The organism is Nocardioides sp. JQ2195 (genome assembly GCF_012272695.1).
Lineage (GTDB): Bacteria > Actinomycetota > Actinomycetes > Propionibacteriales > Nocardioidaceae > Nocardioides.
On the sequence record NZ_CP050902.1, the window covers coordinates 1775226 to 1798703 of the forward strand.

The following is a 23478-nucleotide window of genomic DNA, read 5'->3' on the forward strand; positions in this document are numbered from 1 at the left end:
GTCGTCAACACGTGCCGACTCGGCGCGCTGGGGTTGTCAGCGCAGGAGCAGGCGCACGGCGACCGACATCGACTTCTCCACGTCGGTCGCCGACGAGCGGCCGGTGACCCAGCCGACCAGGGAGGAGAGCCAGACGTCGCCGATGACACGGGCGATGGCGATCTCCTCCTCGGTGGGCTCGGTGTGGTCGCTGCTGGCCCTCATCGCCTCGGTGAGGACGCTGGTGAGCATCATGCCGACGTGCTCGATCTCGGCGGAGACACTGGCGTCGGCGAACATGAAGGCGCGAGTCAGTGCCTCGGTGAGGTTGGGGTCCTTCTGCAGGATCTTGGTGGTGCGGCCGAGCACGAAGTTGACCCGCGCCTCGGCGGAGTCACCCGGGATCGGCTTGCCCGACGTCGCCGCCTGGGAACGCTCGAACTCGCGACCCAACGCCGAGACCAGCAGGTGGATCTTGGAGGGGAAGTAGCGGTAGAGGGTGCCGAGGGCGACATCGGCCTGCTCGGCGACCGCGCGCATCTGCACCGCATCGAAACCGCCGCGCGAGGCGAGGGCGATGGTGGCGTCCAGGATGCGCTTGCGACGGTCGCGTTGGGCTGCGGATCCGAGCTCTTCCTGGGTGAGGGAGTTCAGTGCATTCATGGCTTTCCTCTCTCGTCAGGGATACTCGCGTGAGGCAACCCACGGGTAACTTGGGGGAACCGTGCCGGTTGATCGGAAACGAAACCGGTGCGCTCGGCGTTGGACTCAACGCATACGCTACTGCCTCGTGGACCATAATAGGAACACGTTCCACTACGCGCGTCGTGGGACAGGCCGAACAGGAAGAAGGTGACAGTGATGCGAGTGGCACTGCTGTCCTATCGAAGCAAGCCCCACTGCGGTGGCCAGGGTGTCTACATCCGACACCTCAGCCGCGAGCTGGTGGCACTCGGCCACGACGTCGAGGTGTTCTCCGGCCAGCCCTACCCCGAGCTCGACGACGGGGTGAAGCTGACCAAGGTGCCGAGCCTCGACCTCTACCGCGAGCCCGACCCCTTCCGGATCCCCAAGCTCAAGGAGTTCCGGGACCTGATCGATGTCGAGGAGTTCCTGACCATGTGCACGGCCGGGTTCCCCGAGCCGAAGACCTTCGGCATGCGCGTGGCCAAGCTGATCAAGGCGCGTCGCGACGACTTCGACATCGTCCACGACAACCAGGTGCTGGCCCACGGGATGGTCGACATCATGGATGCCGGGATTCCCCTGATCACCACCCTGCACCACCCGATCACCTTCGACCGCAAGCTCGACCTGGCGGCTGCGCCCAACTGGCGCAAGAAGCTGAGCCTGCACCGGTGGTACGCCTTCCTCAAGATGCAGGGCAAGGTGGCCCGGCGTGCGGTGAAGATCCTCTCGCCCTCGGAGTCCTCGGCGCGCGACATCGTCACGGACTTCGGTGTCGACCCCGGCAGGATCGAGGTGATCCCGCTCGGCGCCGACGACGTCTTCGCGCCGCCGACCAAGCCACGCGTCCCCGGCCGCATCGTTGCGATGGCCAGCGCCGACGCCCCGATCAAGGGCGTGCACACGTTGCTCGAGGCCTTCGCGAAGCTGCGCACCGAGCGTGACCTGGAGCTGGTCATGGTCACCAAGCCGGAGTCCGGTGGACGCACGGAGAAACTCATCGACAAGCTCGCCATCGGCGATGCCGTGAGCTTCGTGAACGGCATCTCCGACGCCGAGCTCGTCGAGGTGATGGGCTCGGCCGAGCTCGCCGTGGTCCCGTCGCTCTACGAGGGCTTCTCGTTGCCGACGGCGGAGCTGATGGCCTGCGAGACACCGCTCGTGGTCAGCCGCGCCGGTGCCATCCCCGAGGTGGTCGGCCCCGACGGTCTCTGTGCCGACCTGGTGGAGCCGGGCAACGTCGAGGAGCTGCGCGCGGCGATCGCTGCCCTGCTGGACGACCCCGAGCGTCGAGCGCGGATGGGACGTGCCGGTCGTGAACGAGTCCTCGAGAAGTTCAGCTGGCGTGCGGTCGCCAAGGCCACCGCCGCGGCGTACGAAGAAGTGATCGACAACCACGAAGGTGCCAGGTGAAGCGATGCTGACCGTTGATTTCGACCGCCTCGGGCTGCGTCCCGGCGAGCGGGTCCTCGACATGGGGGCCGGCGCCGGGCGTCACGCGTTCGAGATGTACCGCCGTGGCGCCGATGTCATCGCCTTCGACCGCGACGGCGACGAGCTGGCCAACGTGCGCGAGCTCTTCGCCGCGATGAAGGATGCCGGCGAGGTGCCCGAGGGAGCCGAGGCCGACATCAAGGAGGGCGACGCGCTGGCGCTGCCCTTCGCCGACGGTGAGTTCGACCGCATCGTGGCCGCCGAGATCCTCGAGCACATCACCGCGGACGTCGAGGCGATCAAGGAGCTCATCCGGGTCCTGCGTCCCGGTGGCACACTGGCCGTCTCGGTGCCGCGCTGGCTCCCCGAGGTGATCAACTGGAGGCTCTCCGACGACTACCACAACGCGACCGGGGGCCACATCCGCATCTACACCGACCACGAGCTGATCGACAAGGTGACCAAGGGTGGTCGTGACAACGACGGTGAACCCGGCGTCGCGATGATCTTCGACGGCAAGGGCTACGCCCACGGGCTGCACTCGCCGTACTGGTGGATCAAGTGCGCGGTCGGCGTGGACAACGACCAGCACCCGCTGGTCAGGGCCTACCACCAGGTGCTGGTGTGGGACATCATGAGGACGCCACGCTGGAGCGTCGCGACCCGCCTCGCCGAGAAGGTGCTCAACCCGGTGATCGGCAAGAGCATGGTCCTCTACTTCACCAAGCCGGATGCTGCCTGAGGTCCCCGCAGTCCACGGCATCCTCAGTGCCGCCGAGGTCGCCGAGACGGCCGCGTCGATCGCGGCCATGCAGGAGGCGGACGGCGCGATCCCGTGGACCGTGGGCGAGCACGTCGACGTGTGGAACCACGTCGAGGGCGCGATGGCCCTGCTGGTCGGTGGCCAGGTCGAGGCGGCCGAGCGAGCCTACGAGTGGTGCCTCGAGTGGCAGCGCGAGGACGGCTCCTGGCCGATGAAGATCGTCGCCGGCTCGGTGGAGGACGCGAGCGGTGAGACGAACATGTGCGCCTATCTCGCAGTCGGTGTGTGGCACCACTGGCTGGTCCGGCGTGAGGTCAGGTTCGTGCGCCGTTTCTGGCCGGTGGTGCAGCGCGCCCTCGACTACGTGGTGTCGTTGCAGCTTCCCTTCGGTGGGATCTCCTGGTCGCAGGAGTGGGCCGACGGGGTGCCGGCGAAGGTCAACGAAGAGGCGCTGCTTGCCGGTTCCTCCAGCATCTACCAGGCACTGCGCGCCGGCGTGGCGCTCGCGGACCTGATGGACGATCCCCAGCCGGAGTGGGAACTGGCCGGCGGTCGGCTCGGCCACGCGTTGCGGCAGCACCGCGGTGAGTTCCTCGACAAGTCCGAGTTCTCGATGGACTGGTACTACCCGGTCCTGGGTGGCGCCGTGCGCGGCGAGGACGGCAAGGCCCTGATCGATGCGCGCTGGGACACCTTCGTCGAGGACCGCCTCGGGATCCGGTGCGTCAGCAAGAACCCGTGGGTCACCGGCGCGGAGACCTGCGAGCTGGTGATGGCGCTCGACGCCCTCGGCGATCGTGACCGTGCCCTGCAGCTGCTGGCCGACATGCAGCACCTCCGGTCCGACGACGGGAAGTACTGGACCGGCTACGTGTTCCCGGACAAGGTGAACTGGCCGCCGGAGCACACGACGTACACAGCGGCGGCGGTGATCCTTGCGGTCGACGCCCTGGGGCACGGCACCGGCGGTTCGGACATCATGCGCGGGGCGACCTTCGGACCGCACTTCCGTGAGATCGCCCTGGAGTGCGGCTGCGCCTCAGCCGACGCCCTGGAGCGCTCCGGCCTCTCCTGAGGTCCGCTCCAGGACACGCATCGAGCCCAGGGCCTCCACCTCGGTGAAGGCGCCGCTCTCGAGAGCGCGCAGGAAGACGTGGTACGGCGGCTGCCCGCCGTCCGCCGGGTCGGGGAAGACGTCGTGGATGACCAGCATGCCGCCCGGCTGGACCCACTTCGCCCAGCCCGTGTAGTCGTTCTGGGCATGTTCCTCGGCGTGGCCCCCATCGATGAACAGCATCGACAGGGGAGTGCGCCAGTGCTGCGCGACGGTCGTCGAGCGGCCGATCACGGCCACCACGACGTCCTCGAGGCCGGCACGGCGCACGGCGCGTCGGAAGAACGGCAGCGTGTCCATCTCGTTGAGCTCGGGGTCCACCGTCTCGGGGTCGTGGTGCTCCCATCCGGCCTGGTTTTCCTCGGAGCCACGGTGGTGGTCGACCGTGAAGACCGTGCCGCCCACCTCGCGCGCGGCGGCGCCGAGATAGATCGCGGACTTGCCGCAATAGGTGCCGACCTCGAGCGCTGGCCCGGTCGGCAGCTGCTGGCGGGCGATCCGGTGCAGGAGGAGGCCTTCGTCCTCGGGCATGAAGCCCTTGGCGGCGAGGGCATGGTCCAGAAGGTCGATGGGCATCACACCGGAGAGCCTATTCATGGCAATATTGGAACACGTTCTAGGTCGGCACGAGGTCGCCCTCCCGACCTGGTCGCCCACCATCCCGTTCCCTTTCAAGGAGTCGCTGTGTCGATCGGCATCACCGCGGACCACGTCGAGCTCGCCTCGACCCTGCGCAAGTGGGGCGCCTCGCTCGGCGCCGCCGACCAGGTTCGTGCTGCCGAGGGCGACGCCACGGCCCGCTTCGAGGAGACCTGGGCGGCGATCGGCGACATGGGCCTCATCGGCATCGCGATCCCCGAGGAGCACGGCGGCGGCGGGGGGTCCGTGCTCGACGTCGCGGTGGCCCTCGAGGCCTGCGCCCACGAGATGCTGCCCGGCCCGTTGCTCGCGACGTCGGTCGCCGCCTGCGTCCTGCGTGACGTGCCGGAGGTCGCCACTGCGTTGTCGTCGGGCGAGATGTCGGTCGGCGTGGGGCTGCTCCCGTCGCTCCGGGTCGTCGGCCAGTGCCTGGGGGGACGGGTGGACGTGGTGTGGGACGCGCCCTCGGTCACCCACCTGCTCGTCGGGGCCGAGGACCGGTGGTTCGTCGTGCCCACCTCCAGCGTCGAGGTGACGGCTGCGACAGGTCCGGACCTCTCCCGCCGGTTCGGCACGGTGACCCTGACCGAGGTACCCCTCGCGGACGTCGTGGAGGTGGCCCACCTCTCGGCCACCCTGGTGCGGCGTACGGCGGTGACCCTGGCCGCCGCCGAGGCGTCCGGCATCTCACGCTGGTGCCTGCGGACCGCGGTGGAGCACGCCGGGGTCCGCGAGCAGTTCGGCGCGAAGATCGGCTCCTTCCAAGCGGTCAAGCAGCTCTGCGCGGGCATGCTCGAGACCTCGGAGGCCGTCACTGCCGTCGCCTGGGACGCGGCCTCGGTGGCCTTCGGAGACGACGGCCAGTGGTCCTTCGCCGCCGATGTGGCCGGCACGATCGCGTTCGACGGTGCCGTCCGGGTCGCTCAGGACTGCATCCAGGTCCTCGGCGGGATCGGTTTCACCTTCGAGCACGACGCGCACCTCCACCTGCGCCGCGCGGCTTCCTTGCGCGCCCTCTTCGGGGGCGCTGACGGGTTCGCCACCGCCCTGGCTGCGGCTGCCGGCGACGGCGTACGCCGATCGGTGCGGCTCGACTTCGCGGGGAAGGACGCGGCGGTCCGTGAACGGCTCCGTCCCCGGTTGGACGAGCTCGCCGGGCTCGACGCCCGGTCGCAACGCAGGGCGCTGGTCGACAGTGGGCTCTTCATGCCGCACTGGCCGGCACCCTACGGCCTGGCCGCTGCGCCCCTCGAGCAGCTCGTCATCGACCAGGAGCTGGCCGCAGCGGGGGTCACCCGGGCCGACATCAAGATCGGAGCCTGGGCCGTGCCGACGATCCTGGCCCACGGCACCGACGCGCAACGCGAGCGGTTCGTCCGGCCGACCTTGATGGGTGAGCTCGTCTGGTGCCAGCTGTTCAGCGAGCCGGGTGCCGGTTCGGACCTCGCCTCGTTGCGCACCCGTGCCGTGAGGGTCGACGGTGGTTGGCGACTGACCGGGCAGAAGGTCTGGACCTCGCTCGCCCAGGACGCGCACTGGGCGATCTGCCTGGCCCGGACGAATCCGGACGTCCCCCAGCACCAGGGGATCACCTACTTCCTGGTCGACATGACCGCCGACGGGATCGACGTCCGTCCGTTGCGGGAGATGACCGGCGACGCCCTGTTCAACGAGGTGTTCCTCGAGGATGTCTTCGTTCCCGACGACCTGGTGGTCGGTGAGGTCGACAACGGCTGGCGCCTGGCTCGCACGACCCTCTCCAACGAGCGGGTGGCGATGGCCGGGAGCAAGCTCGACCTGAGTGTCGAGCGCGCCATCGGCCTGGCCGCGGACCTGGGTGGGCCCCAACGGGCGCGGGTGGGCCAGGCTGTGGCGATGTCCACGGTGTGCACCCTGCTCGGACTGCGCACGACGTTCCGGTCGCTCGCCGGACAGGGCCCGGGGGCCGAGTCGAGCGTCGCGAAGCTGCTCACCGTGCGGAACCGTCAGGACGCGTCGGAGCTGGTCGTGGACCTGCTCGGTGACCGGGTGGTGCTCGGTGGTGAGCTGGCGGAGGACGCCGTGCACGAGATGCTGCTGACCCGTTGCCTCTCGATCGCCGGGGGCACCACACAGATCCTGCGCAACGTCGCGGCGGAGCGGATCCTCGGACTGCCTCGGTGACCTGCGGGGTGAGTCAGCTCGAGGTGTCGGCGTCGTCCTGCGCCCTGTCGATCAGCTGGTCGGCGTCGACGTCGGAGGGTTCCACGCCCTGGCGGTAGCCGTTCCAGTGCCAGTGCAGGTACCGGTCGACGGCCTTGGTGACGTGGCCGGCGCGGATCGACTTGAAGATCTCGTAGGCATGCTGAGCGACCGGGAGCTCGGCGTAGACGACCGAGCTCTTCGAGATCTCGCGCAGCCTGGCCACGAACAGTCGGGCCTGCTCGACGGGCACCAGCGTGTCGTTGGTGCCGTGCATGACGAAGAAGTCAGGTGCCTCGGGGGTGATCTGCAGGATCGGCGAGGCAGCCTCGAAGGCCTCGGGGTCGTCCTTCCAACGCTTCTGCATGATCCTCGGTGCCAAGAACTTGTCACGCATCAGGATCATCGACCTGAGACCGGTGGCACCGGCGAAGTCGTAGAGGCCGTAGTGGGGGACCGCGACCTGGACGCTGGTGTCGACGTCCTCGAAGCCGGGCTGGAACTCCTTGACGTGGGGGGTCAGGGCGGCCAGGGCAGCGAGATGCCCACCTGCGGAGCCACCGGTGATCGCGAGGTAGTCCCGGTCGCCCCCGTAGGCGGCGATGTTCTCCCGGATCCAGGCGATCGACTTCTTGACGTCGATGATGTGGGCCGGGAATGCGTTCCTGGGTGAGAGGCGATAGTTGATCGCCACGCAGATCCATCCCTTGGCGGCCAGCTCCATCATCAACGGCAGGCCCTGCTCGCGCTTGTCCCCGATGGTCCAGCCGCCACCGTGGACCTGCAGCAGCACCGGGGCATCGCTGAGCTCCTGTCCCTTCGCCCGGTAGATGTCGAGCTTCCCGCGCCGCCCGGCGTCGGTGTAGGCGATGTCACGGATCACCTCGACCTCGGGGTTGAGCAGCTTGAACGGGTTGACCAACGACCGCCAGTCGGTGGCCAGCTCGGCCGGGGTCGGGGCGGCGTCGAGGCGCTCGACGTAGTCCACGCCGATGCCCTCGGAGAGCGCCTCCTCCACGCCCTTCTGGACCTGGTTCGCCGTACGCACGAGGTAGCCCAGACCGGCCATGCTGAGCGCGGCCACGGCCAGGCCGGCCTTGTTGCCGCGCTTGGGTCCGAGATGGGCCACGGTGTCGGCTGCGGTCAGTGCCAGCAGGTGTGGGGCCAGCTCGTTGGTCATCCAGCCGGCCGCGAAGGACGGGATCCCCGCGCGCAGCCCGGGGAGGGGCCGGATGGCGTTGACGGTGAGAGCTGCGGTCACGAGTTGACGACGTAGGAAGGCCACGACGACGATGCTAGCCGGGGCCTTGAGCGACCGGGACGGCCGGCCAAACTAGAACGTGTTCCAATTCTAGGTCTAGAATGTCGGCATGGAACGACTCAGTGGCCTCGACGCGAGCTTTCTCTATCTGGAGACGCCCGCGCAGCTCATGCACGTGTGCGGGCTGATCGTCCTCGAGCCGAGCACGATCCCGGGCGGCTACACGTACGCCGGCCTGCGCGAGACGTTGCGCGACCGGGTCATCGACGTCCCGGAGTTCACCCGTCGGCTGCGCCGGGTGCCGCTGGACCTCGACCACCCCGTCTGGGTCCACGACCACCACTTCGACATCGACAACCACCTGCACCGTCTGGCCCTGCCCAGCCCGGGTGGGTACGACGAACTCGTGGAGCTGTGCGGGCACCTCGCCGGCCTGACCATGAATCGCAGTCGGCCCCTGTGGGAGATGTGGGTGATCGAGGGGTACGGCGACAAGGTGGTGGTGTTCTCCAAGATGCACCACGCGACCGTGGACGGCGCGTCCGGATCGAACCTGATCTCCCACCTGTGCAGCCTCGAGCCGGATGCGGAGCCCTTGGCGGCGACCGATCCGAAGCCGCACGCCCGGACGCCCGGCGGGCTGGAGCTGCTCGGCCGGGGCGTGCTGTCCAACGCGACCAAGCCGTTCGCGATCACCAGGTTGCTGCAGCCGTCGGCCCAGCTGGTGTCCAAGACCGTGGACCGGGCGCGCCAGGGCATCGCCATGGCCGCCCCCTTCAGTGCTCCGCGCACCTCGTTCAACGGCACCATCACGGGCCACCGCTCGATCGGCTTCACCGACCTCGACCTGGACGAGGTCAAGGAGCTCAAGACCGCGACGGGTGCGACCGTCAACGACGTCGTGCTCACGCTCGCCGGAGGAGCGTTGCGTTCCTACCTCGCCGACCGGGGAGAGCTGCCCGCCACCTCGCTGGTGGCCAGTGTGCCGGTCTCGGTGCGCGGCAAGAGCAAGCGCTCGTCGGGTGCCAACAAGGTCTCGGCCCTCTTCGCCCGGCTGGGCACTGACGTCGAGGACCCGCTCGAGCGCCTGCAGGCGATGTCGTTGAGCAACCGCCATGCGAAGGAGCACCACCAGGCGATCAGTGCCGACGCCCTGCAGGACTGGGCCGAGTTCGCCGCCCCGCGCACGTTCGGTCTCGCCGTGCGGGCCTACGCGGGGCTGCGGCTCGCCGAGAAGCATCCGGTGGTGCACAACCTGGTCATCTCGAACGTGCCCGGACCGCCGATCCCGATCTATCTCGCCGGAGCCCGGGTCGACGGCCTCTATCCGCTCGGACCGGTCTTCCACGGAGCCGGTGTGAACATCACCGTGATGTCGAACGACGGCCGCCTGCACGTCGGTGTGATCGCCTGCTCGGAGTCCGTGAGCGACGTCGATGCACTGGTCTCCCAGTTCCCCCGCGAGCTCGAGCGGCTCCGCAGCTCTGCCCTCTGAGTCCCACGCAGCATCCGGGCTCGCAGAGGGCTGGACGGGTCGACTGAGGGAGGTCCGGCTCGGGCGTCAACGCCTGGCCGTGCGCGGGACGTCGTGGACGCGGGCCGAGACGGTGACGCACGCCTCGACGAGGGCCGGGACGAAGACCTCGGCCTCGAGCACGCAGCTGGCGTGCCCTGCCGGGATGTCGTGGACGGTCGCACCAGGGATCCTGCGGGCCAGGTCGAGCTGGCGGGCAGGCGGGATCACCTTGTCGTGGAGGGTGACCACCACGGCCGTGGGTGCGTCGATGCGCCCGAGCCAGGGGCGCGAGTGATGACGGCCGAGGGCTGCGACGGCCTGGGCGACCGCCCATGGGTTGGTGGAGCCGAGCTCGGAGAGCGCCCACTCGTGGACGTCAGGTGGATCGATGTCGAGCACTCGGCCGGCGACCCGTGCCGCGGTGTTGCCTGCCCTCGACCGGGCGATGCCTCGCAGACCACCCATGGAGAGCTCCATCGTTTCGTGGAACAGGCGCTCGGTGATCGTGGACCGGAAGCGGTCCGTGGTCGCGCACAGCACCAGTCCGGCCACGCGTCGAGGGTGCTGGCGCCAGACTCGTTGGGCCACGATCGACCCGAGCGAGAAGCCGGCGAAGATCGCCTGCTGCACGCCCAGCACACCGAGGAGGGCGACGGCGTCATCGGCACAGTCGCGCAGTGAGAACTCCTCGGACTGGACGCCGCGGCCGTGCCAGCGCTGGTCGAGAGTGATCACGCGGTACTTCTCGGCCAAGGGTGCGACGGACGGAAACCAGGTGAGCAGGCCCGTGGTGCCGACAGCGTGGAGGAGGACGACGACGGGGGAGTCCGGGGTCGGGCCCGGGGTGTCGGTGACGAACGTGCTGCCGCGACCGGGCAGCTCGACCATGCGGCCCTCGGGGACGTTCGCCCCGGGCATCGGGACGAGGGTGCGGACCAGCTGGCGGGGTGTGGTGAACATCCGTGCTCTCCTGTCCTCAGGTGGAACAGGTTACAGAATCAGGCTCCGTCGCGGGTTGGGCGCGCGGGAGCCGGCCGACGCAGCGCCGGCCGGCTCCGAGGGGGCGTCAGTCAGTGCGCCAGCTCCTGCCGAAGGAGATGCTCGCCGTGTTGCCGAGCTTGAAGTTGCCGAAGACCTGGGCCTTGACCACGAGCGACGGGCTCCCGTTGGTGAAGGTGCCGAACCAGGTCACCCGGTGCTGGGTCCCGTTGTCGCAGGCGCTCGTGGAGGGCGTGGACGGGAAGCTGGAGCTCCCCGTGGCCGAGCCGCCGGTTCCGTAGACCTTGATCTTGGCGTTGTCGTCCGGAGCCACCGTGAGGACCGGCGCCTTGGCCTTCTTGGACACCGAGTCGTAGCGATAGGCGCCGTTCGGCTTCAGCGCGACGCTGCGACTGGCGCTGACCCTGGTGGTGCTGCCGGACTTGCTGCCGCTGATGCTGACGAAGGAGCTGGCCGATGACTTGTACGCCGACCAGCTGAGACTGGTGAAGCAGGGGTTCTGGTACTCCGGATCGGGACAGTCGACGTTGTAGGAGAAGCTGACCCGCCGGGTGTCCTTGAAGGAGAAGCTCCCTGTCTTCCTGCCGACCTTGCCCCAGGCCTTCGTCTTCGTGTTGAAGAAGAACGGGCCGGAGAGCTTGACGTTGCGCGACTTCGAGTAGACCTTGCCGCCGCACTTGGCGGCCTTGAACTTCCCGTCCGGCTTCAGCCGGAGCTTGACCTTGCCCAGGCCGCCTGTCTGCGTCGAGGTCAGCTTGACCACGCCGGCACCCTTGGAGTTGATCTTCACCGCGGACCTCGGCGCCCGGAACGACCATGAGTGGTATTCCCCGGGGGCGGAGAGCGAGATGCTGAAGGACGCGCTGGTCGACTTGTAGGCGCTCAGGCTCACCCGCAGCTTCTTGCCCGACGACGTCCTCGCCATGCCGGTGGCGTAGAAGCTTGTCGAGGAGATGGCGGCGGCACGAGCGGAGCTGCCCGGGGCCGACGCCGACTCGGCGACGGACGGTTGCGTTGAGGTGAGGGCCAGGGCAGCGCCCGTGGCCAGCGTTCCGATGATGGCTACGGCCCTGCGTCGGGCCCCGTGGTGTGAGTTCATGGAGGAGATCCCCTTGTGCACGCTGGTTCCCGAGTGCGGCGACTCTCGCCGGTGCCTGAATCTATGAGGGACTCGGACGCCACGGTGGCCGAGCGCGCAAAATGCCCCATTTCGGGCACGGTCGACGATCAGGAGGCGTCGCGGACGACCGCCGTGGAGGAACCCGAGCCCCGGTCCTTGCCGACCCGGAGCTGGGTGGGGATCCGGCTGCGCATCTCGGCGACGTGACTGACCACGCCGACCACTCGGCCACCGTCGCGGAGCGCGTCGAGGGTGTCCATCACGTCGTCGAGGGTCTGCGAGTCGAGGGAGCCGAAGCCCTCGTCGACGAAGAGCGTGTCGAGCTCGACGCCACCGGCCTCCTGGGTGACCACGTCGGCCAGGCCCAGGGCGAGGGCGAGCGAGACGACGAACGTCTCGCCACCGCTCAGCGTGGCAGGGTCGCGGAGCTCGCCCGACCACTCGTCGAGGACGAGCAGGCTCAACCCACCGCGGCTCTCCCCGGCGCCACGACGGCCGGTGTGCTCGAGCGTGTAGCGCTGGTCGCTCATGCGCAGCAGTCGTTCGTTGGCCGCGGCCACGACCTGGGTGAGGCGCCAGGCCAGGACATAGGCCGACAGTCGCATGCGCAGCTCGTTGTCGGCCGACTTGCCCTCCACGAAGGCGGCCAGCTCAGCGGCGACCGCGTGGGACGTGTGCACCGGACGCCAGCTCGCGAGAGCCGTGGCGAGCCCGTCGGACAAGGCGGAGAGCCGGGCGGCGCGGGTGCGGGCAACCTGGGCCTGCGTCCGCGCGCTGCCGAGCTCGTTGCGGGATCGGGTGGTCTCCTGGTCGAGGACGGCCAGGTCGGGTGCGGGGAGCTCGAGCGCCGCTGCGACGTCGGCCTCGGCCAGCACGGCTCGAGCAGCGGCGAGCCGGGTCTCGTGGCGCGACGCCTCCTGCTCGAGGGACTGGAACGCGGCATCGGTGAGCACGGCGTCGAGCGCGGTCCCCAGGTCGGTGAACGCGTGCTCGTCCAGCCAGCCGTCGAGTGCAGCCCGGGACTCGTCTGCACGCTCGGTGGCTGCCGCGACCTCGGCGTCGAGGCGCACCGCGGTCTCGCAGACCTCGATCGCCTGCTGGTGGTGGGCGATCAGCTGGCTGAGGTGGTCGTGGCCCGTGCCGTCGAGCAGCCCACGCAGGTCGTCGTCGATCTCCCGGGCGGCGGCCTGGTCGGCCTCCAGGCGGGTCCGGGTCTCGGCCAGCCTGATGCGGGTGGCGGCGAGGTTCTCGGTCGCCGACTGGAGGGTGCGCTCGGCGAGGGTCAGCGACGACTCGAGCTCACCCGTGGTGCGCCCGACCCGGGCAGTTGCGGCGCGCTGGGCCTCCAGCTCGGCGCGCTGGGCTCGCAGCTCGTCGGCGGGCTCGTCGCCGGCGTCGCTCTCTGCGTGCTCGAGGGTCGCGGTAAGCTCGCGGACCTTGTCCTCCAGGGCGACTCGGGCCGGTTCGGCATCCTCCAACGCCTTGCGAGCGGCCTTCTCGGACTCGGCCGTGGGTGCGCCCGCGGCAGGCTCGGCCTTGTGCGGGTGCTCGGCGGAGCCGCAGACGGGGCACGAGGCGCCGACGGCCAGCTCGGTGGCGATCTCGGCCGCCATGCCGCGGATGCGTGCTTCGGTGAGCTCGAGCCACGTCTCCTTGAGGCCCTGGCACGTGTCGACGGCAACGCGGCGCTGCTCGGTGGCCCGCTCGAGCTCGACCCGGAGACCGTCCGCGCGCGCACGGGCGCTCAGGCGGAGGTCGAGGCCGGCCACGTCGCCGGACAGCCGCTCGGCGTGTGCGGCGGCCTCACGGGCCTGGCCCAGTCGGGCGCGCAGCTCGTCGATCCTGGGCGGCAGCTCCTCGGTGCTTGCCAGGTCCCGGGCCTCCTGGGCGGACAGGTCCTGCAGCTCCGTGCGCCCGCGATCGATGCGCCGACGGAGGCCGATGAGCTCGGTCTCACGGGGGAGCGCATTCATCGCCAGGGTCCTTGCGGCCACCAGGTCGCGGACCAGGTGGCGCAGGGCTTCGTCAGTCGCGTCGTGCAGACCGAGCAGCTCGTCGACACCAGCGCGTGCGGTCCGGGCCTGCTCGACGGCACGGTCGCGCTGCTGGGCTGAGGCCCGGACGAGGCGGTGGAGCGGCACGACCGGGGCGGCTCGACGGGCCGAGGAGAGCCGGAGACGACGCTCCCGCTGCTGGTCGTCGGCCTCGGTGAGGGCCTGCACCTCTGCTCGGGCGCTGGCCCCCCGAGCCTGCAGGTCTGCGGTGCGGTGCCCCGCGTCGCGCCGTTCACGGGCCACCTGCTCCGCCCGCTCGGCCTCGTCGAGTGCGGTGCTCGCGACAGCTGCCTGCTCCTGCTGCACGGCGACGAGTGAGGTCACCCATGCAGTGAGCTCGTCGTTGTCCATCTGCGGGGTCAGGTCGTCGCTCGACCATGCCTCCGGGAGGCCCTCTCCGGTGGCCTCGAGGATCCTGCTGACGACGCGGGCGGCCGCACCCTGCAGCTCCTGGCTCTGCCGGTGGAGCCGTCGGGCGTGGTCCCGGATCCACCGCTCGATGTCCTCGAAGCGCTGGGTGCTGAAGAGCTGCTGGAGCAGCTTGTGGCGATCTTCTGACTTGGCCCTCAGGAACATCTGGAACCGACCCTGGGGCAGCATCGCGACCTGGCAGAACTGCGGCATGGTCATGCCGAGCAGTCCCGTGACGAGGTGACCGGACTCGTCGAGGCGGGTCGACTGACTGACCCACTCGCCCTCGATGCGCTCCTCGACCAGCACGGATGCGTTCTCGGTCGTGGTGCCGGTGCCGCGCTTCTTGGGACGGCTCCATGCGGGTGATCGGGTCAGTCGGAAGCGGCGTCCGGCCAGGGTTGCCTCGAGCCGCACCCGAGGCGCCACCCCCGGGGCCGCGGTGTCGCAACGGAACCTCTTGGCGGTGTTCCGGTCGCCGGGGACGTCGCCGTACAAGGCGAAGCAGACCGCGTCGAGGATGGAGGTCTTGCCGGAGCCGGTGGGGCCGCTCAGCAGGAAGAGCCCGGCCGAGGACAGGTCGTCGAAGTCGACGGAGGAGGTGTCGGCGAAGGGCCCGAACGCGGTGACCTCGAGGTGGTGGAGCCGCATCAGCTCACCACCCGGTCGAGGTCGTGGTCGGGACTGCAGGAGTCACACGCGTCGCGCAACAGCGCGGCCTCTTCGTGGCTCGCCGGACGGCCGCGCATCTCGGCGAGGAAGTCGACGGCGATGGCGTGGTCTGACGTGCCGGCGGCGGGGCGGGTGGACGGCAGTCGCGCCGTGCGTCCGTTGGCCGGCTCGAACGCCAGCACCAGGGTGTGGGGGAACCGCTCGCGCAGCCGCTCCATCGCGCGCACCGGACGGACGTCGTCGGTCAGCGTCGCCTGCACCCAGGCCGACTCATGGGAGTCGAGGTCGGTGCGGGTCAGCAGCGACTCGATGTCGCCACGGATCTGCGCGAGGGCGCGGGGGACCGGTGCGTCGATGAACGCGGCGGCGGACACACCGCTGGCGTCGAGCTCGACCAACCACGAACCCTTGCGGTGCCCGGTCTCGGAGAACGAGTAGGCCAACGGTGAGCCGCTGTAGCGGATGGACTCGCTCAGCGTGTGGCGACCGTGCAGGTGGCCGAGGGCGACGTAGTCGATGCCGTCGAACACATCGGTCGGCACGATGCTGACACCACCGACGCTGATGTCGCGCTCGGACTCGCTGGGTGTGACCGGCTTGGTGCCGGCAACGAACGCGTGGGCCATGACGATGGAGCGGGTGCCCTTGGGCTGGGTGGCCAGGTCGGCCCGGACCCGCCGCATCGCCTCGGTGAGCGCGGCCTCGTGGCTGCGCTCGGCCAGGCCCCACGGCTCACGGACCAGGTCGGGGTCGAGGTAGGGGAGGCCGTGGACCGCCACCGGTCCGTGCTCGTCGTCGAGCATGATCGGCGCGCCGATCGACAAGGAGCTGGTGCGGACGAAGACGCCGGCAGCATCCATCAGCTCCGCCCCGAAGCCGAGTCGTTGTGCGGAGTCGTGGTTGCCGCTGGTGACCACGAGCTTCGCCCGGGAGCGCGCGATCCGGGTGAACGTCTCGTTGGCGAGGCGGACGGCGTCGACCGGCGGCAACGCCCGGTCGTAGATGTCTCCGGCGACCACCACCAGGTCGACCTTCTCCGACTCGACGACCTCGACCAGGTGGTCGACGTACGCAGCTTGGTGCTCGAGCATGCCTTCGCGGTGGAAGGAACGCCCGAGATGCCAGTCGGAGGTGTGGAGGATGCGCACAGGAAGAACCTAGAACGGACCACCGACAGTCCTTGGCCTCCCACGCCCGCGATGCCGGTTCGGCGCCTATTCTTCGGGAATGAGCACGCCGCCAGAGCCCGATCCTGCAGCCATCCCACCGATGGTCGTGCGTCGCGTCGGCCTGGCCGCGATCAAGGGCACCCGGCACCTGTCCCTGGACGAGGTCACCCTCGATGCCCACGGGCCCCTGGGTGACCGGGTCTGGTGCCTGGTGGACGCGGCCCGACTGCAGGTCGTGCGCACTGTCGCGAACCCGTTGATGGAGCTGTCGATCGAGGCCGACGGCGAGTCCCTCCGCGTGGCGCTCGCCGACGGACGCCTCGTCTCCGGGCGGGTCTCCGCCAGCGGCCCCCCGGTCGAGGTCGACTACTGGGGGCGCCCGGCCCTCGTCACGCCGTACGACGGGGAGCCGGCGCGGCTGCTGGCCGAGCGGATCGGGCGACCGGTGTTCCTCGCCAGGGCGGCACGCGGCGCCGTGGTCTACGGAGCGCCGGTGAGCGTGGTCGGGACCGCCTCGCTGCAGGACCTCGCCGAGCGGATGGGGCGTCCCGAGCCGGTGCTCCAGCCGGAGCGGTTCCGAAGCACCCTGGTCATCGAGACAGCGGAGCCGTGGGTCGAGGACGGCTGGCTCGGACGGGAGCTGGTCGTGGGTGAGGTCGTGGTCCGCGTGAACGGTCGCATCGGCCGCTGCGGCGTGCCGAACCAGCACCCGCTGACCGGCCGTGCCGACACCCCGATCCTCAAGGCGCTGGCCGGCTTCCGTCCGTGCAACGAGGCGGGCGAGCCGTTCCTCGCGGTCGACGCGGCCGTCGTACGCCCTGGCACGATCCGGCCCGGCGACCCGGTCACCCTCTTGGATACTCCCTAACGTCTGGCAGGTGGATTCGACCGGATCACCTGCGAGACGTTGGGGACTATCGGGCGGATCTGCGCGGGGGATCAGCGCGGGGGGAAGGCCCGGCGAATCGCCAGGAGACGCTCGAGGGAGTCGGTCATGTCGACGAGGTTGCGACGGATGGTGAGGTCCAGCCCGTCCCGCTCGATGAGCGCCTTGGCCCGCTCGACCGTCGACTCCTCGAGCGAGGAGATCGGGAAGAAGAACTCCGTCACGTTGCCGAGCACCCATCCCGAGTGGACCGACCCGGCATCGGGGAGCTCGGCGAAGTAGCGCTCGACGTACGGCGCGGTGAACTCCTCCTGGCCGGCGCGCCAGAGGCCGGTGCCGCAGGCCAGGAGCTCGTAGTTGGCGGCGGCCTCGGTGCCGTCGAAGTGGGACCAGGCCCAGGCCTTCGCCTCGTGGTCGGGCAGGCTGGACACCGCGGCAGCGTGGTCGACCCGGGCCTTGGTGCTCGGGTCGTGCTGCAGCTCCTTGTCGAGGGCCGGTCGATCGGTCCCGCCGAGGGTGGCGACCCGGATCAACAGGCGCCAGCGCAGGTCGGCATCGACCTCGAGGCCTGCGGGCAGGGCCGTGCCGGCCAACCATCCGCGCAGGTCGGCGACGTCGTGGCTCGACGCCACTGCCCCCTGGAAGGCCGCCAGCTGGGTGGTGCTGCCCGCGGCTGCCCTCTCGAGCAGGGCGCGGCAGGCCGCATGGACACGCCCGCTCGTCGCCACCGGATCACTGCTCACGGCGGTGACCTGCCCGTTGAGGAAGGGCAGGGTCATCCGGAGCGCATCGTCGTTGGTCTCGCTCGGGAGCGACTGCTCGGCGAGGCGGATCACGTCCTCGGGGTCGATGCGCGCGTTGTGGAAGCCCGAGCGCACCGCGTTCCAGATCCCCAGTCGGATGGCCGGGTCGTCCGTGGCACCGATGGTCTCCTGGAAGCCGGAGAGGGAGAGGTCGTCGGGCATCGGCAGGGCCCAGGTGACGAGATCGGGATCGAGGACGACGGGTGCGCCGGCCGGAACCTCGACCGGCGTCTCCTCGCGGTCGAGGACCAGGTCGCGCAGCTGCCAACCCCCGGTCGTGCCGACGGCCAACCGGATCGCGTGGTCCCGGGCCGCGGTCTGACCGGCCGGGGGAGTACGGCGTACGACGCCCGCGTCGCGGTCGAGCGTCAGGGTGTCGGCGCCGGTCGTGCGCAGCCAGGTGTCGGTGAACGCGGAGAGGTCGCCGGCGCCCGCGCGCTCCCAGGAGGCGAAGAGGTCGTGCATCGTCGCGTTCCCGAACCGGTTGCGCTCGAAGTGGTCGATCACGCCGCCGAAGAACACCTCGTCACCCAGGCGGGTGTTGAGCTGACGCAGGATGGTGGAGCCCTTGGCGTAGGAGATGCCGTCGAAGTCCTGCAGGGCTGCGGTGGCGTCGACCGCACCGTTGCCGGCCACCGGGTGCGTGCTCGGACGCTGGTCGGCGACCAGACCCCATTGCCGACGGGCATAACCGGCATGGATCCACGCGTCGTCGTACTGCGTGACATCGGCAGCGACCCGGTTGCCCATGTACTCGGCGAAGGACTCGTTGAGCCACAGGTCGTCCCACCACTTCGGTGTGGTGATGTTGCCGAACCACTGGTGGGCCATCTCGTGGGCGACGGTGGTGGCCCGCTGGATCCGCTCGCCGCGGGTGACCCTGCTGGTGAACAGCAGCGGGTCGCGGAACGTCACGCAGCCGGGGTTCTCCATGGCACCCGCGTTGAACTCGGGGACGAAGGCCTGGTGGTAGTTGCCGAACGGGTAGCGGATCCCGAACAGGCGGTGGAACTCGTCGAAGCACTGCTTGGTCATCGTGAAGAGCTCGTCGGCGTCCTCATCGAGGGCCTTCGCGATCGACCGGCGCGAGCTCAGCGAGAGCGGAATGCCGGCGTGCTCGTCGTGGATCACGTGGTAAGGACCCGCGACCAGCGTGACGAAGTACGTCGACAGCGGCTGCGTCTGCTCGAGTTCCCACGTGGACGACTCGGGACCGGTCTCCACGCGCGTGCCGGGGGCGTTGCCGATGACGGTCCAGTCCTTCGGCGCCGTGACGTGGAAGGTGTAGGGCGCCTTCAGGTCGGGCTGGTCGAAGCAGGCGAAGATCGTCGGCGCCGCGTCCATGAACGACATGCCGTAGACGTAGTGGCGCCCGTCGGCCGGGTCCACACTGCGGTGCAGGCCCTCGCCATCGTTGCGGAACGGCATCACGGCATCGACGACGAGCCGGTTCTCACCGGTGTCGGTGACCAACGGCAGTCGTCCGCGGACGACCAGGTCCGGGTCGACGTGGCGGCCGTTGAAGGTGATCCGGTTGACGTGACTCGCCTTCAGGTCGACGAAGGTCTCGCCGCCGCGGCTGGTGAAGTCGATGGTGGTCAGCGACGTGAACGTCTTCTCGTCACCGGCCAGGTCGAGCACCACGTCGTACGCCGTGACGTCGAGCAGGTCGAACCGGGCACGGGCTTCGGTCAGCTGGAGGCTGCGATGGGGGGAGTCCACGCCAGCACCCTACGAGTTGAGTCCTTGCCCCGGGTACCCGGGGAAAGGGGAGCTCCCCGCGACCGATCACGGTGCCGGCGCCGTGGCGGGACGGCAGTGGTGTCGGCCTTGCGAGCCCTGACCTCGTCGAGGAGGGCGTGCGCCCGACCAGCGAGACCGTGTGGAGGGCGACGACGCCGAGTGCCCGTGAATGGTGCCCGAGATCACCCTCGAAACGGTCAGGAGGGGTGTTCGGGACGCCCTAGAATGTAAGAGGCAGCTCGCCTGAGCTGCACATTACCGATCGAGCAGCGTCAACGACGACGCGAGAGGAACCGAGAGCCACCATGCAGGACCAGTACATCGGCCAGTACATCGCCCAGGGCATCGTCGCCGGACGGACCCACCAGGGTGAGGACGCGGCATACCGTCGCGAGCTGAAGCAGGCCCGCGCGGAGGCACGTCGGGAGCGTCGTCGCCTGCGTGGTTTCTGAGCCAGCAGCGCACCCATCGGGCCCCGGGAGTCAGCTCCCCGGGCCCTTTTGCGTCTCTTGGGCCGGGTTGTTGTCAGCGACGGGTCGTGGTCGGTGGCCGAGAGGGGCGGCCGGTTCCGCCGCACCGCCGAGAACGACATTCGGGCTGGGTTTCGTGCGAGGACCGACCAGAAGGTTGCTCTCGACCCTGACCGGTGCCTGACGCGCGGGCACCCGGAAACGGCAAGGCGGCACGAACTGTTCAGTTCGTGCCGCCTCGGCGGACCGTTGCGCTCAGGCCTGCTGGGCCAGGGCGAACTGGACGCCACCCTGCTGGTCGACGGCGGCATCGAGCACCTTGTCGTCGAGCTGGAGCGCGGCGTTCTCGTCGAGAAAGATGGTCGCGCCATCCTGTTCGACGACCTGGTCACCCGGCTCGGCCTGGGCCGCAGCGTTCACGGCGAAGGCCTGCTCGGAGGAGTCGTCGCTGCTGATGCGGAGTCCCGCGGTCTCGGGACCGCCCTGGTCGGCGATGTCCTTGACGATCGTGCTGGCATTCTCGGTCAGGTTGAGCATGTGCTCTCCTTCGTCGATTGCGTGCATGACTCACCCACCCTTGCGCGGCCGGGGCGCTGACGCAAACGCAGCCATCTGGCAGGCTCGGGGCATGAGCGATTCGGAGACCCTGCGCAGCATCGACCTGACCCGCATCGGGGATGCGCGCTACAAGGCCACCAACAAGCGAGGCGGCGTGCTGCCGATCGGGTCGGGCGAGGACCCTGACTTCACCCCGGTGGAGCTCCTCCTGGCGGCGATTGCCGGCTGCAGCGCGATCGACGTCGACGCGATCACCGGCAAGCGCGCCCAGCCTGAGTCGTTCGACGTGCACTGCTCGGCCGACAAGGTCCGCGACGACGACGGCAACCACCTGACCAATGTCCAGATCACCTTCAACGTGGTGTTCCCGGAAGGCGACGCGGGCGACGCGGCTCGCGAGTTCCTGCCGCGTTCCATCGAGATGTCACGCGACCGGCTGTGCACGGTCAGCCGCACGGTCGCGCTGCCCACCGAGGTGGAGTACCACCGGGCCTGATCCCAGTCGGGTGGCCCGCGACGACGGCGCGGGACCGCCTGTCGCCTACGATCCCGCCATGCCGCGAACTGCATGGACCCGCGACCGGATGGCCGCCCAGGACGGGCGCTGCTTCGTGGTCACGGGCGCCACCGGCGGTCTGGGCCTCGAGGTGACCCGCGCGCTCGCCGTCGCCGGCGCCGAGGTGGTGATGGCGGTGCGCGACGTGGCGCGCGGCGAGGCTGCCGCCGAGCGGGTACGCCGAACCGGTGCGCGTGGCCGGGTCGAGGTGCGCCTGCTGGACGTCTCCGACCTGGGGTCGGTGCGCACCTTCGCCGAGGAGCTCGACCGTGTCGACGTGCTGGTCAACAACGCGGGGATCATGGCGGTGCCGGAGCGTCGGACCGTCGACGGGTTCGAGTCCCAGATCGGCACCAACCACTTGGGCCACTTCGCCCTGTCCAACCTCGTGCTGCCGCGGCTGACCGACCGGGTGGTCGTGGTCAGCTCGGCGTCCCACCGCAGCGGGGACCTCGACGTCGACGACCTCGACTTCGAGCGGCGCGGCTACTCGGCGTACGGCGCCTACGCGCAGTCGAAGCTGGCGAACCTGCTGTTCGTGGCGGAGCTGCAACGACGACTGGACGACTGCGGGTCGTCACTGCGGGCCACCGCCGCCCATCCCGGCTACACCGCGACCGGCATCCAGGGTGGCACCGGGAGCCGGGCCTTCACCGGGCTGAGCAACCTCGGCAACGCACTGTTCGGGATGAAGCCGTCGCAGGGTGCGCTGCCGATCCTCTTCGCCGCGACCGAGGACCTGCCCGGCAACAGCTACGTCGGCCCGAGCGGCCCGGGTGAGCTCTTCGGGCATCCCACGCTGGTCGGACGCTCGCCGCGGGCGAACGACTCCGACCTGGCTGCGGCGCTGTGGCGGCGGTCCGAGTCGCTCACGGGCGTCGACTGGCCGCTGTGAGTCTGGCCGCCGTGTGTCTGGCCGCAGCGCTCAGTCGTCGACCTCGTCGATGACGACCTTCGTGTTCGGGGAGCCGTCCCCGGGACCGTTGGCATTGTCGGACCCCTTGGCCGCCACCTTCTGGAGGATGCGGATGCTGGCGACGTCGACCTTGCCGAACACGGTGTATGCCGCCGGCAGCGGGGAGTCCTTGTAGACCATGAAGAACTGTGACCCGTTCGTGCCCGGCCCGGCGTTGGCCATGGCCAGGGTGCCGGCCGGGTAGGTCTCCTTGCCGGTGAGCTCGTCGTCGAAGCGATAACCGGGACCACCCATCCCCGTGCCGGTGGGGTCTCCGCACTGGAGGACATGGATGCCCTCCGTGGTGAGTCGGTGGCACTCGGTGTCGTCGAAGTAGTCCTGGTCGGCCAGCGACAGGAACGAGTTGACCGTGCAGGGGGTGCGCCTCGCGTCGAGCGAAGCCTTGAGGTCGCCGACGCTGGTCTCGAGGGTGACGGGGATGCGAGCGGCCCTCGGTGCCGTCGCCGGTGGCGGCGTCGCCTCCTTGGCAGGCGATCCGTCCGCTGGGTACGAGCACGAGCCCGCGCCGGCTGCTGCCTCCGGTGAGGTCGACTCCGCCGGCGCCGCCGAGGTGGCGGAGTTCTCGGCCGTCACGTCGTCGTTGCCGCCCCCGTCGTCGTTCGAGCACGCGGCGAAGGAGAAGAGGGTCAGTGCGGTGGCCAGGGCCAGGCTTCGCTTCAGCATGCGGCGATGCTAGCCGCCCCGTCGCGCTGGCCCCGGGCGACCCATGGCCAGGTCATCAACGCCCACACGGAGGCCACGATCAGCACCTCCAGCACGACGTACGACGGCCACGGACCGAGGTGGTCGAGCAAGGAGCCGGTGCTGGGCTTGCGGTTCAGGAAGCCGTAGTTGGTGCCGGTGACGGCGTTGAACGTGAAGACCGAGACGGCCCAGGTCGCGGTGGCGGCCACCGTGCTGGCGTAGTCGCGCCAGGCGGGCCGCAGGCCCAGGCCCCAGGTCAGGTGGATGGCGGCCCACACAATGAGGATGTGCATGCCCCAGAAACCGATGTACTTCGGGTTCGGGAAGTCGGCGGTCAGCCAAGGGGTCAACAGGCCCTGGGTGGTCAGCACGAGTCCCCAGAAGTAGGTGAGGGCCACGAAGAACCGGTGGTGGGTCAGCAGCGCGACCACCGCGGCGATCCAGGCGAAGTCGCACAGCTGCAGGGGAAGGGTGGTGTCGAAGGCATACTGCCCCGGCATGAAGTCGACGATCTGCATCGGAACGGTGAAGGCCATGATCGCGACGGCGAACCACCGGCTGGCCCGCCGCGGGTCCGCTGCGCCACGCTGGGCACGCCCGAGTGCGACGACCGGCCAGATGCCGGCGACGAACAGGGCCAGCATCGCCACGTGAGACGGACCGATGGTCACGAAGGTGGAGGCAGTCATCAAGGTCATGACATCCAGCGTGCCCACTGCTGACCGCGACCACCTGCGTACAGGTACTCAACTCGACCACCCAGCTGGTGCTCAGCTGACCGCTCCACTGGACCCGGCGGGACG

General features: G+C 69.7%; 20 protein-coding genes. 9 read left to right on the forward strand and 11 right to left on the reverse strand.

Going from position 1 to position 23478, the window contains the following annotated elements:
- Positions 1-36: 36 nt before the first annotated feature.
- Positions 37-642: a cholesterol catabolism transcriptional regulator KstR gene (gene kstR, locus ncot_RS08440; RefSeq protein WP_168617213.1), complete on the reverse strand. Its 606-nt coding sequence runs from the start codon at positions 640-642 to the stop codon at positions 37-39.
- A gap of 198 nt (positions 643-840) precedes the next feature.
- Between kstR and ncot_RS08445 the strand changes: the two genes are divergently transcribed.
- The 3 genes from ncot_RS08445 to ncot_RS08455 are packed head-to-tail and all read left to right on the forward strand — an operon-like array spanning position 841 to position 3938.
- On the forward strand, positions 841-2079 hold the full coding sequence (locus tag ncot_RS08445; protein WP_168617214.1) for a glycosyltransferase family 4 protein: 1239 nt from the start codon (positions 841-843) through the stop codon (positions 2077-2079).
- A 4-nt stretch (positions 2080-2083) separates the two neighbouring features.
- A complete protein-coding gene (locus ncot_RS08450; protein ID WP_168617215.1) occupies positions 2084-2842 on the forward strand; it encodes a class I SAM-dependent methyltransferase in 759 nt (252 codons plus the stop codon).
- Positions 2832-3938: a prenyltransferase gene (locus ncot_RS08455; protein WP_168617216.1), complete on the forward strand. Its 1107-nt coding sequence runs from the start codon at positions 2832-2834 to the stop codon at positions 3936-3938. Before ncot_RS08450 ends, ncot_RS08455 begins: the two co-directional genes overlap by 11 nt.
- Here ncot_RS08455 and ncot_RS08460 read toward each other — a convergent pair.
- Positions 3903-4553: a class I SAM-dependent methyltransferase gene (locus ncot_RS08460; RefSeq protein WP_168617217.1), complete on the reverse strand. Its 651-nt coding sequence runs from the start codon at positions 4551-4553 to the stop codon at positions 3903-3905. The genes ncot_RS08455 and ncot_RS08460 overlap by 36 nt on opposite strands.
- A gap of 108 nt (positions 4554-4661) precedes the next feature.
- Here ncot_RS08460 and ncot_RS08465 point away from each other — a divergent pair, with 108 nt between their 5' ends.
- The gene (locus ncot_RS08465) at positions 4662-6779 is read left to right on the forward strand and encodes an acyl-CoA dehydrogenase (protein ID WP_168617218.1); all 2118 of its coding nucleotides are present in this window, start codon (positions 4662-4664) and stop codon (positions 6777-6779) included.
- Positions 6780-6792: 13 nt separating this feature from the next.
- On the opposite strand, the gene ncot_RS08470 is transcribed toward ncot_RS08465, so the two are convergent.
- Positions 6793-8082, reverse strand: a complete 1290-nt coding sequence (locus ncot_RS08470) for an alpha/beta hydrolase (protein ID WP_206065244.1) — start codon at positions 8080-8082, stop codon at positions 6793-6795.
- An 85-nt stretch (positions 8083-8167) separates the two neighbouring features.
- On the opposite strand from ncot_RS08470, the gene ncot_RS08475 reads away from it, so the two are divergent.
- Positions 8168-9553 (forward strand): wax ester/triacylglycerol synthase family O-acyltransferase, encoded by a 1386-nt coding sequence (locus tag ncot_RS08475; protein WP_168617219.1) that lies wholly within the window; start codon positions 8168-8170, stop codon positions 9551-9553.
- 66 nt (positions 9554-9619) lie between these two features.
- On the opposite strand, the gene ncot_RS08480 is transcribed toward ncot_RS08475, so the two are convergent.
- From ncot_RS08480 to ncot_RS08495, 4 genes are all read right to left on the reverse strand, one after another.
- Positions 9620-10534, reverse strand: a complete 915-nt coding sequence (locus tag ncot_RS08480) for an alpha/beta hydrolase (RefSeq protein WP_168617220.1) — start codon at positions 10532-10534, stop codon at positions 9620-9622.
- Between the two features lie 106 nt (positions 10535-10640).
- Complete coding sequence (locus ncot_RS08485) at positions 10641-11672, reverse strand: hypothetical protein (RefSeq protein WP_168617221.1); 1032 nt, start codon at positions 11670-11672, stop codon at positions 10641-10643.
- Positions 11673-11800: 128 nt separating this feature from the next.
- Positions 11801-14809, reverse strand: a complete 3009-nt coding sequence (locus tag ncot_RS08490; protein ID WP_168617222.1) for an SMC family ATPase — start codon at positions 14807-14809, stop codon at positions 11801-11803.
- A complete protein-coding gene (locus ncot_RS08495) occupies positions 14809-15978 on the reverse strand; it encodes an exonuclease SbcCD subunit D (protein WP_168617223.1) in 1170 nt (389 codons plus the stop codon). The genes ncot_RS08490 and ncot_RS08495 overlap by 1 nt, the downstream gene beginning before the upstream one ends.
- A 79-nt stretch (positions 15979-16057) precedes the next feature.
- On the opposite strand from ncot_RS08495, the gene ncot_RS08500 reads away from it, so the two are divergent.
- Positions 16058-16867, forward strand: a complete 810-nt coding sequence (locus ncot_RS08500; protein ID WP_240938134.1) for an MOSC domain-containing protein — start codon at positions 16058-16060, stop codon at positions 16865-16867.
- 71 nt (positions 16868-16938) lie between these two features.
- Here the strand turns inward: ncot_RS08500 and pepN are convergent, their stop codons facing one another.
- The gene (gene pepN / locus ncot_RS08505) at positions 16939-19410 is read right to left on the reverse strand and encodes an aminopeptidase N (RefSeq protein ID WP_168617224.1); all 2472 of its coding nucleotides are present in this window, start codon (positions 19408-19410) and stop codon (positions 16939-16941) included.
- Between the two features lie 326 nt (positions 19411-19736).
- On the opposite strand from pepN, the gene ncot_RS08510 reads away from it, so the two are divergent.
- Positions 19737-19883 (forward strand): hypothetical protein, encoded by a 147-nt coding sequence (locus ncot_RS08510; protein ID WP_168617225.1) that lies wholly within the window; start codon positions 19737-19739, stop codon positions 19881-19883.
- A gap of 273 nt (positions 19884-20156) precedes the next feature.
- Here ncot_RS08510 and ncot_RS08515 read toward each other — a convergent pair whose 3' ends face one another.
- The gene (locus ncot_RS08515; protein ID WP_240938135.1) at positions 20157-20465 is read right to left on the reverse strand and encodes a Fe-S cluster assembly protein HesB; all 309 of its coding nucleotides are present in this window, start codon (positions 20463-20465) and stop codon (positions 20157-20159) included.
- 64 nt (positions 20466-20529) lie between these two features.
- Between ncot_RS08515 and ncot_RS08520 the strand changes: the two genes are divergently transcribed.
- Both ncot_RS08520 and ncot_RS08525 read left to right on the forward strand, forming a co-directional pair.
- Positions 20530-20955 carry an OsmC family protein gene (locus ncot_RS08520; RefSeq protein WP_168617226.1) on the forward strand — a complete coding sequence of 142 codons (426 nt, stop codon included), beginning with the start codon at positions 20530-20532 and terminating at the stop codon, positions 20953-20955.
- Between the two features lie 58 nt (positions 20956-21013).
- Entirely contained in the window at positions 21014-21910 is an 897-nt protein-coding gene (locus tag ncot_RS08525) for an oxidoreductase (protein WP_168617227.1), read from the forward strand.
- 30 nt (positions 21911-21940) lie between these two features.
- Here ncot_RS08525 and ncot_RS08530 read toward each other — a convergent pair whose 3' ends face one another.
- Complete coding sequence (locus ncot_RS08530; RefSeq protein ID WP_168617228.1) at positions 21941-22654, reverse strand: peptidylprolyl isomerase; 714 nt, start codon at positions 22652-22654, stop codon at positions 21941-21943.
- Positions 22648-23373: a TIGR02206 family membrane protein gene (locus tag ncot_RS08535; protein ID WP_206065246.1), complete on the reverse strand. Its 726-nt coding sequence runs from the start codon at positions 23371-23373 to the stop codon at positions 22648-22650. The genes ncot_RS08530 and ncot_RS08535 overlap by 7 nt, the downstream gene beginning before the upstream one ends.
- Between the last annotated feature and the right edge of the window lie 105 nt (positions 23374-23478).

Bases quoted from the DNA above. Each gene is read 5' to 3' on its own strand.
- kstR (WP_168617213.1), bottom strand. From the start codon at position 642: ATGAATGCACTGAACTCCCTCACCCAGGAAGAGCTCGGATCCGCAGCC.
- ncot_RS08445 (WP_168617214.1), top strand. From the start codon at position 841: ATGCGAGTGGCACTGCTGTCCTATCGAAGCAAGCCCCACTGCGGTGGC.
- ncot_RS08450 (WP_168617215.1), top strand. From the start codon at position 2,084: ATGCTGACCGTTGATTTCGACCGCCTCGGGCTGCGTCCCGGCGAGCGG.
- ncot_RS08455 (WP_168617216.1), top strand. From the start codon at position 2,832: ATGCTGCCTGAGGTCCCCGCAGTCCACGGCATCCTCAGTGCCGCCGAG.
- ncot_RS08460 (WP_168617217.1), bottom strand. From the start codon at position 4,553: ATGCCCATCGACCTTCTGGACCATGCCCTCGCCGCCAAGGGCTTCATG.
- ncot_RS08475 (WP_168617219.1), top strand. From the start codon at position 8,168: ATGGAACGACTCAGTGGCCTCGACGCGAGCTTTCTCTATCTGGAGACG.
- ncot_RS08480 (WP_168617220.1), bottom strand. From the start codon at position 10,534: ATGTTCACCACACCCCGCCAGCTGGTCCGCACCCTCGTCCCGATGCCC.
- ncot_RS08485 (WP_168617221.1), bottom strand. From the start codon at position 11,672: ATGAACTCACACCACGGGGCCCGACGCAGGGCCGTAGCCATCATCGGA.
- ncot_RS08490 (WP_168617222.1), bottom strand. From the start codon at position 14,809: ATGCGGCTCCACCACCTCGAGGTCACCGCGTTCGGGCCCTTCGCCGAC.
- ncot_RS08500 (WP_240938134.1), top strand. From the start codon at position 16,058: ATGAGCACGCCGCCAGAGCCCGATCCTGCAGCCATCCCACCGATGGTC.
- ncot_RS08510 (WP_168617225.1), top strand. From the start codon at position 19,737: ATGCAGGACCAGTACATCGGCCAGTACATCGCCCAGGGCATCGTCGCC.
- ncot_RS08515 (WP_240938135.1), bottom strand. From the start codon at position 20,465: ATGCACGCAATCGACGAAGGAGAGCACATGCTCAACCTGACCGAGAAT.
- ncot_RS08520 (WP_168617226.1), top strand. From the start codon at position 20,530: ATGAGCGATTCGGAGACCCTGCGCAGCATCGACCTGACCCGCATCGGG.
- ncot_RS08525 (WP_168617227.1), top strand. From the start codon at position 21,014: ATGCCGCGAACTGCATGGACCCGCGACCGGATGGCCGCCCAGGACGGG.
- ncot_RS08530 (WP_168617228.1), bottom strand. From the start codon at position 22,654: ATGCTGAAGCGAAGCCTGGCCCTGGCCACCGCACTGACCCTCTTCTCC.
- ncot_RS08535 (WP_206065246.1), bottom strand. From the start codon at position 23,373: ATGACCTTGATGACTGCCTCCACCTTCGTGACCATCGGTCCGTCTCAC.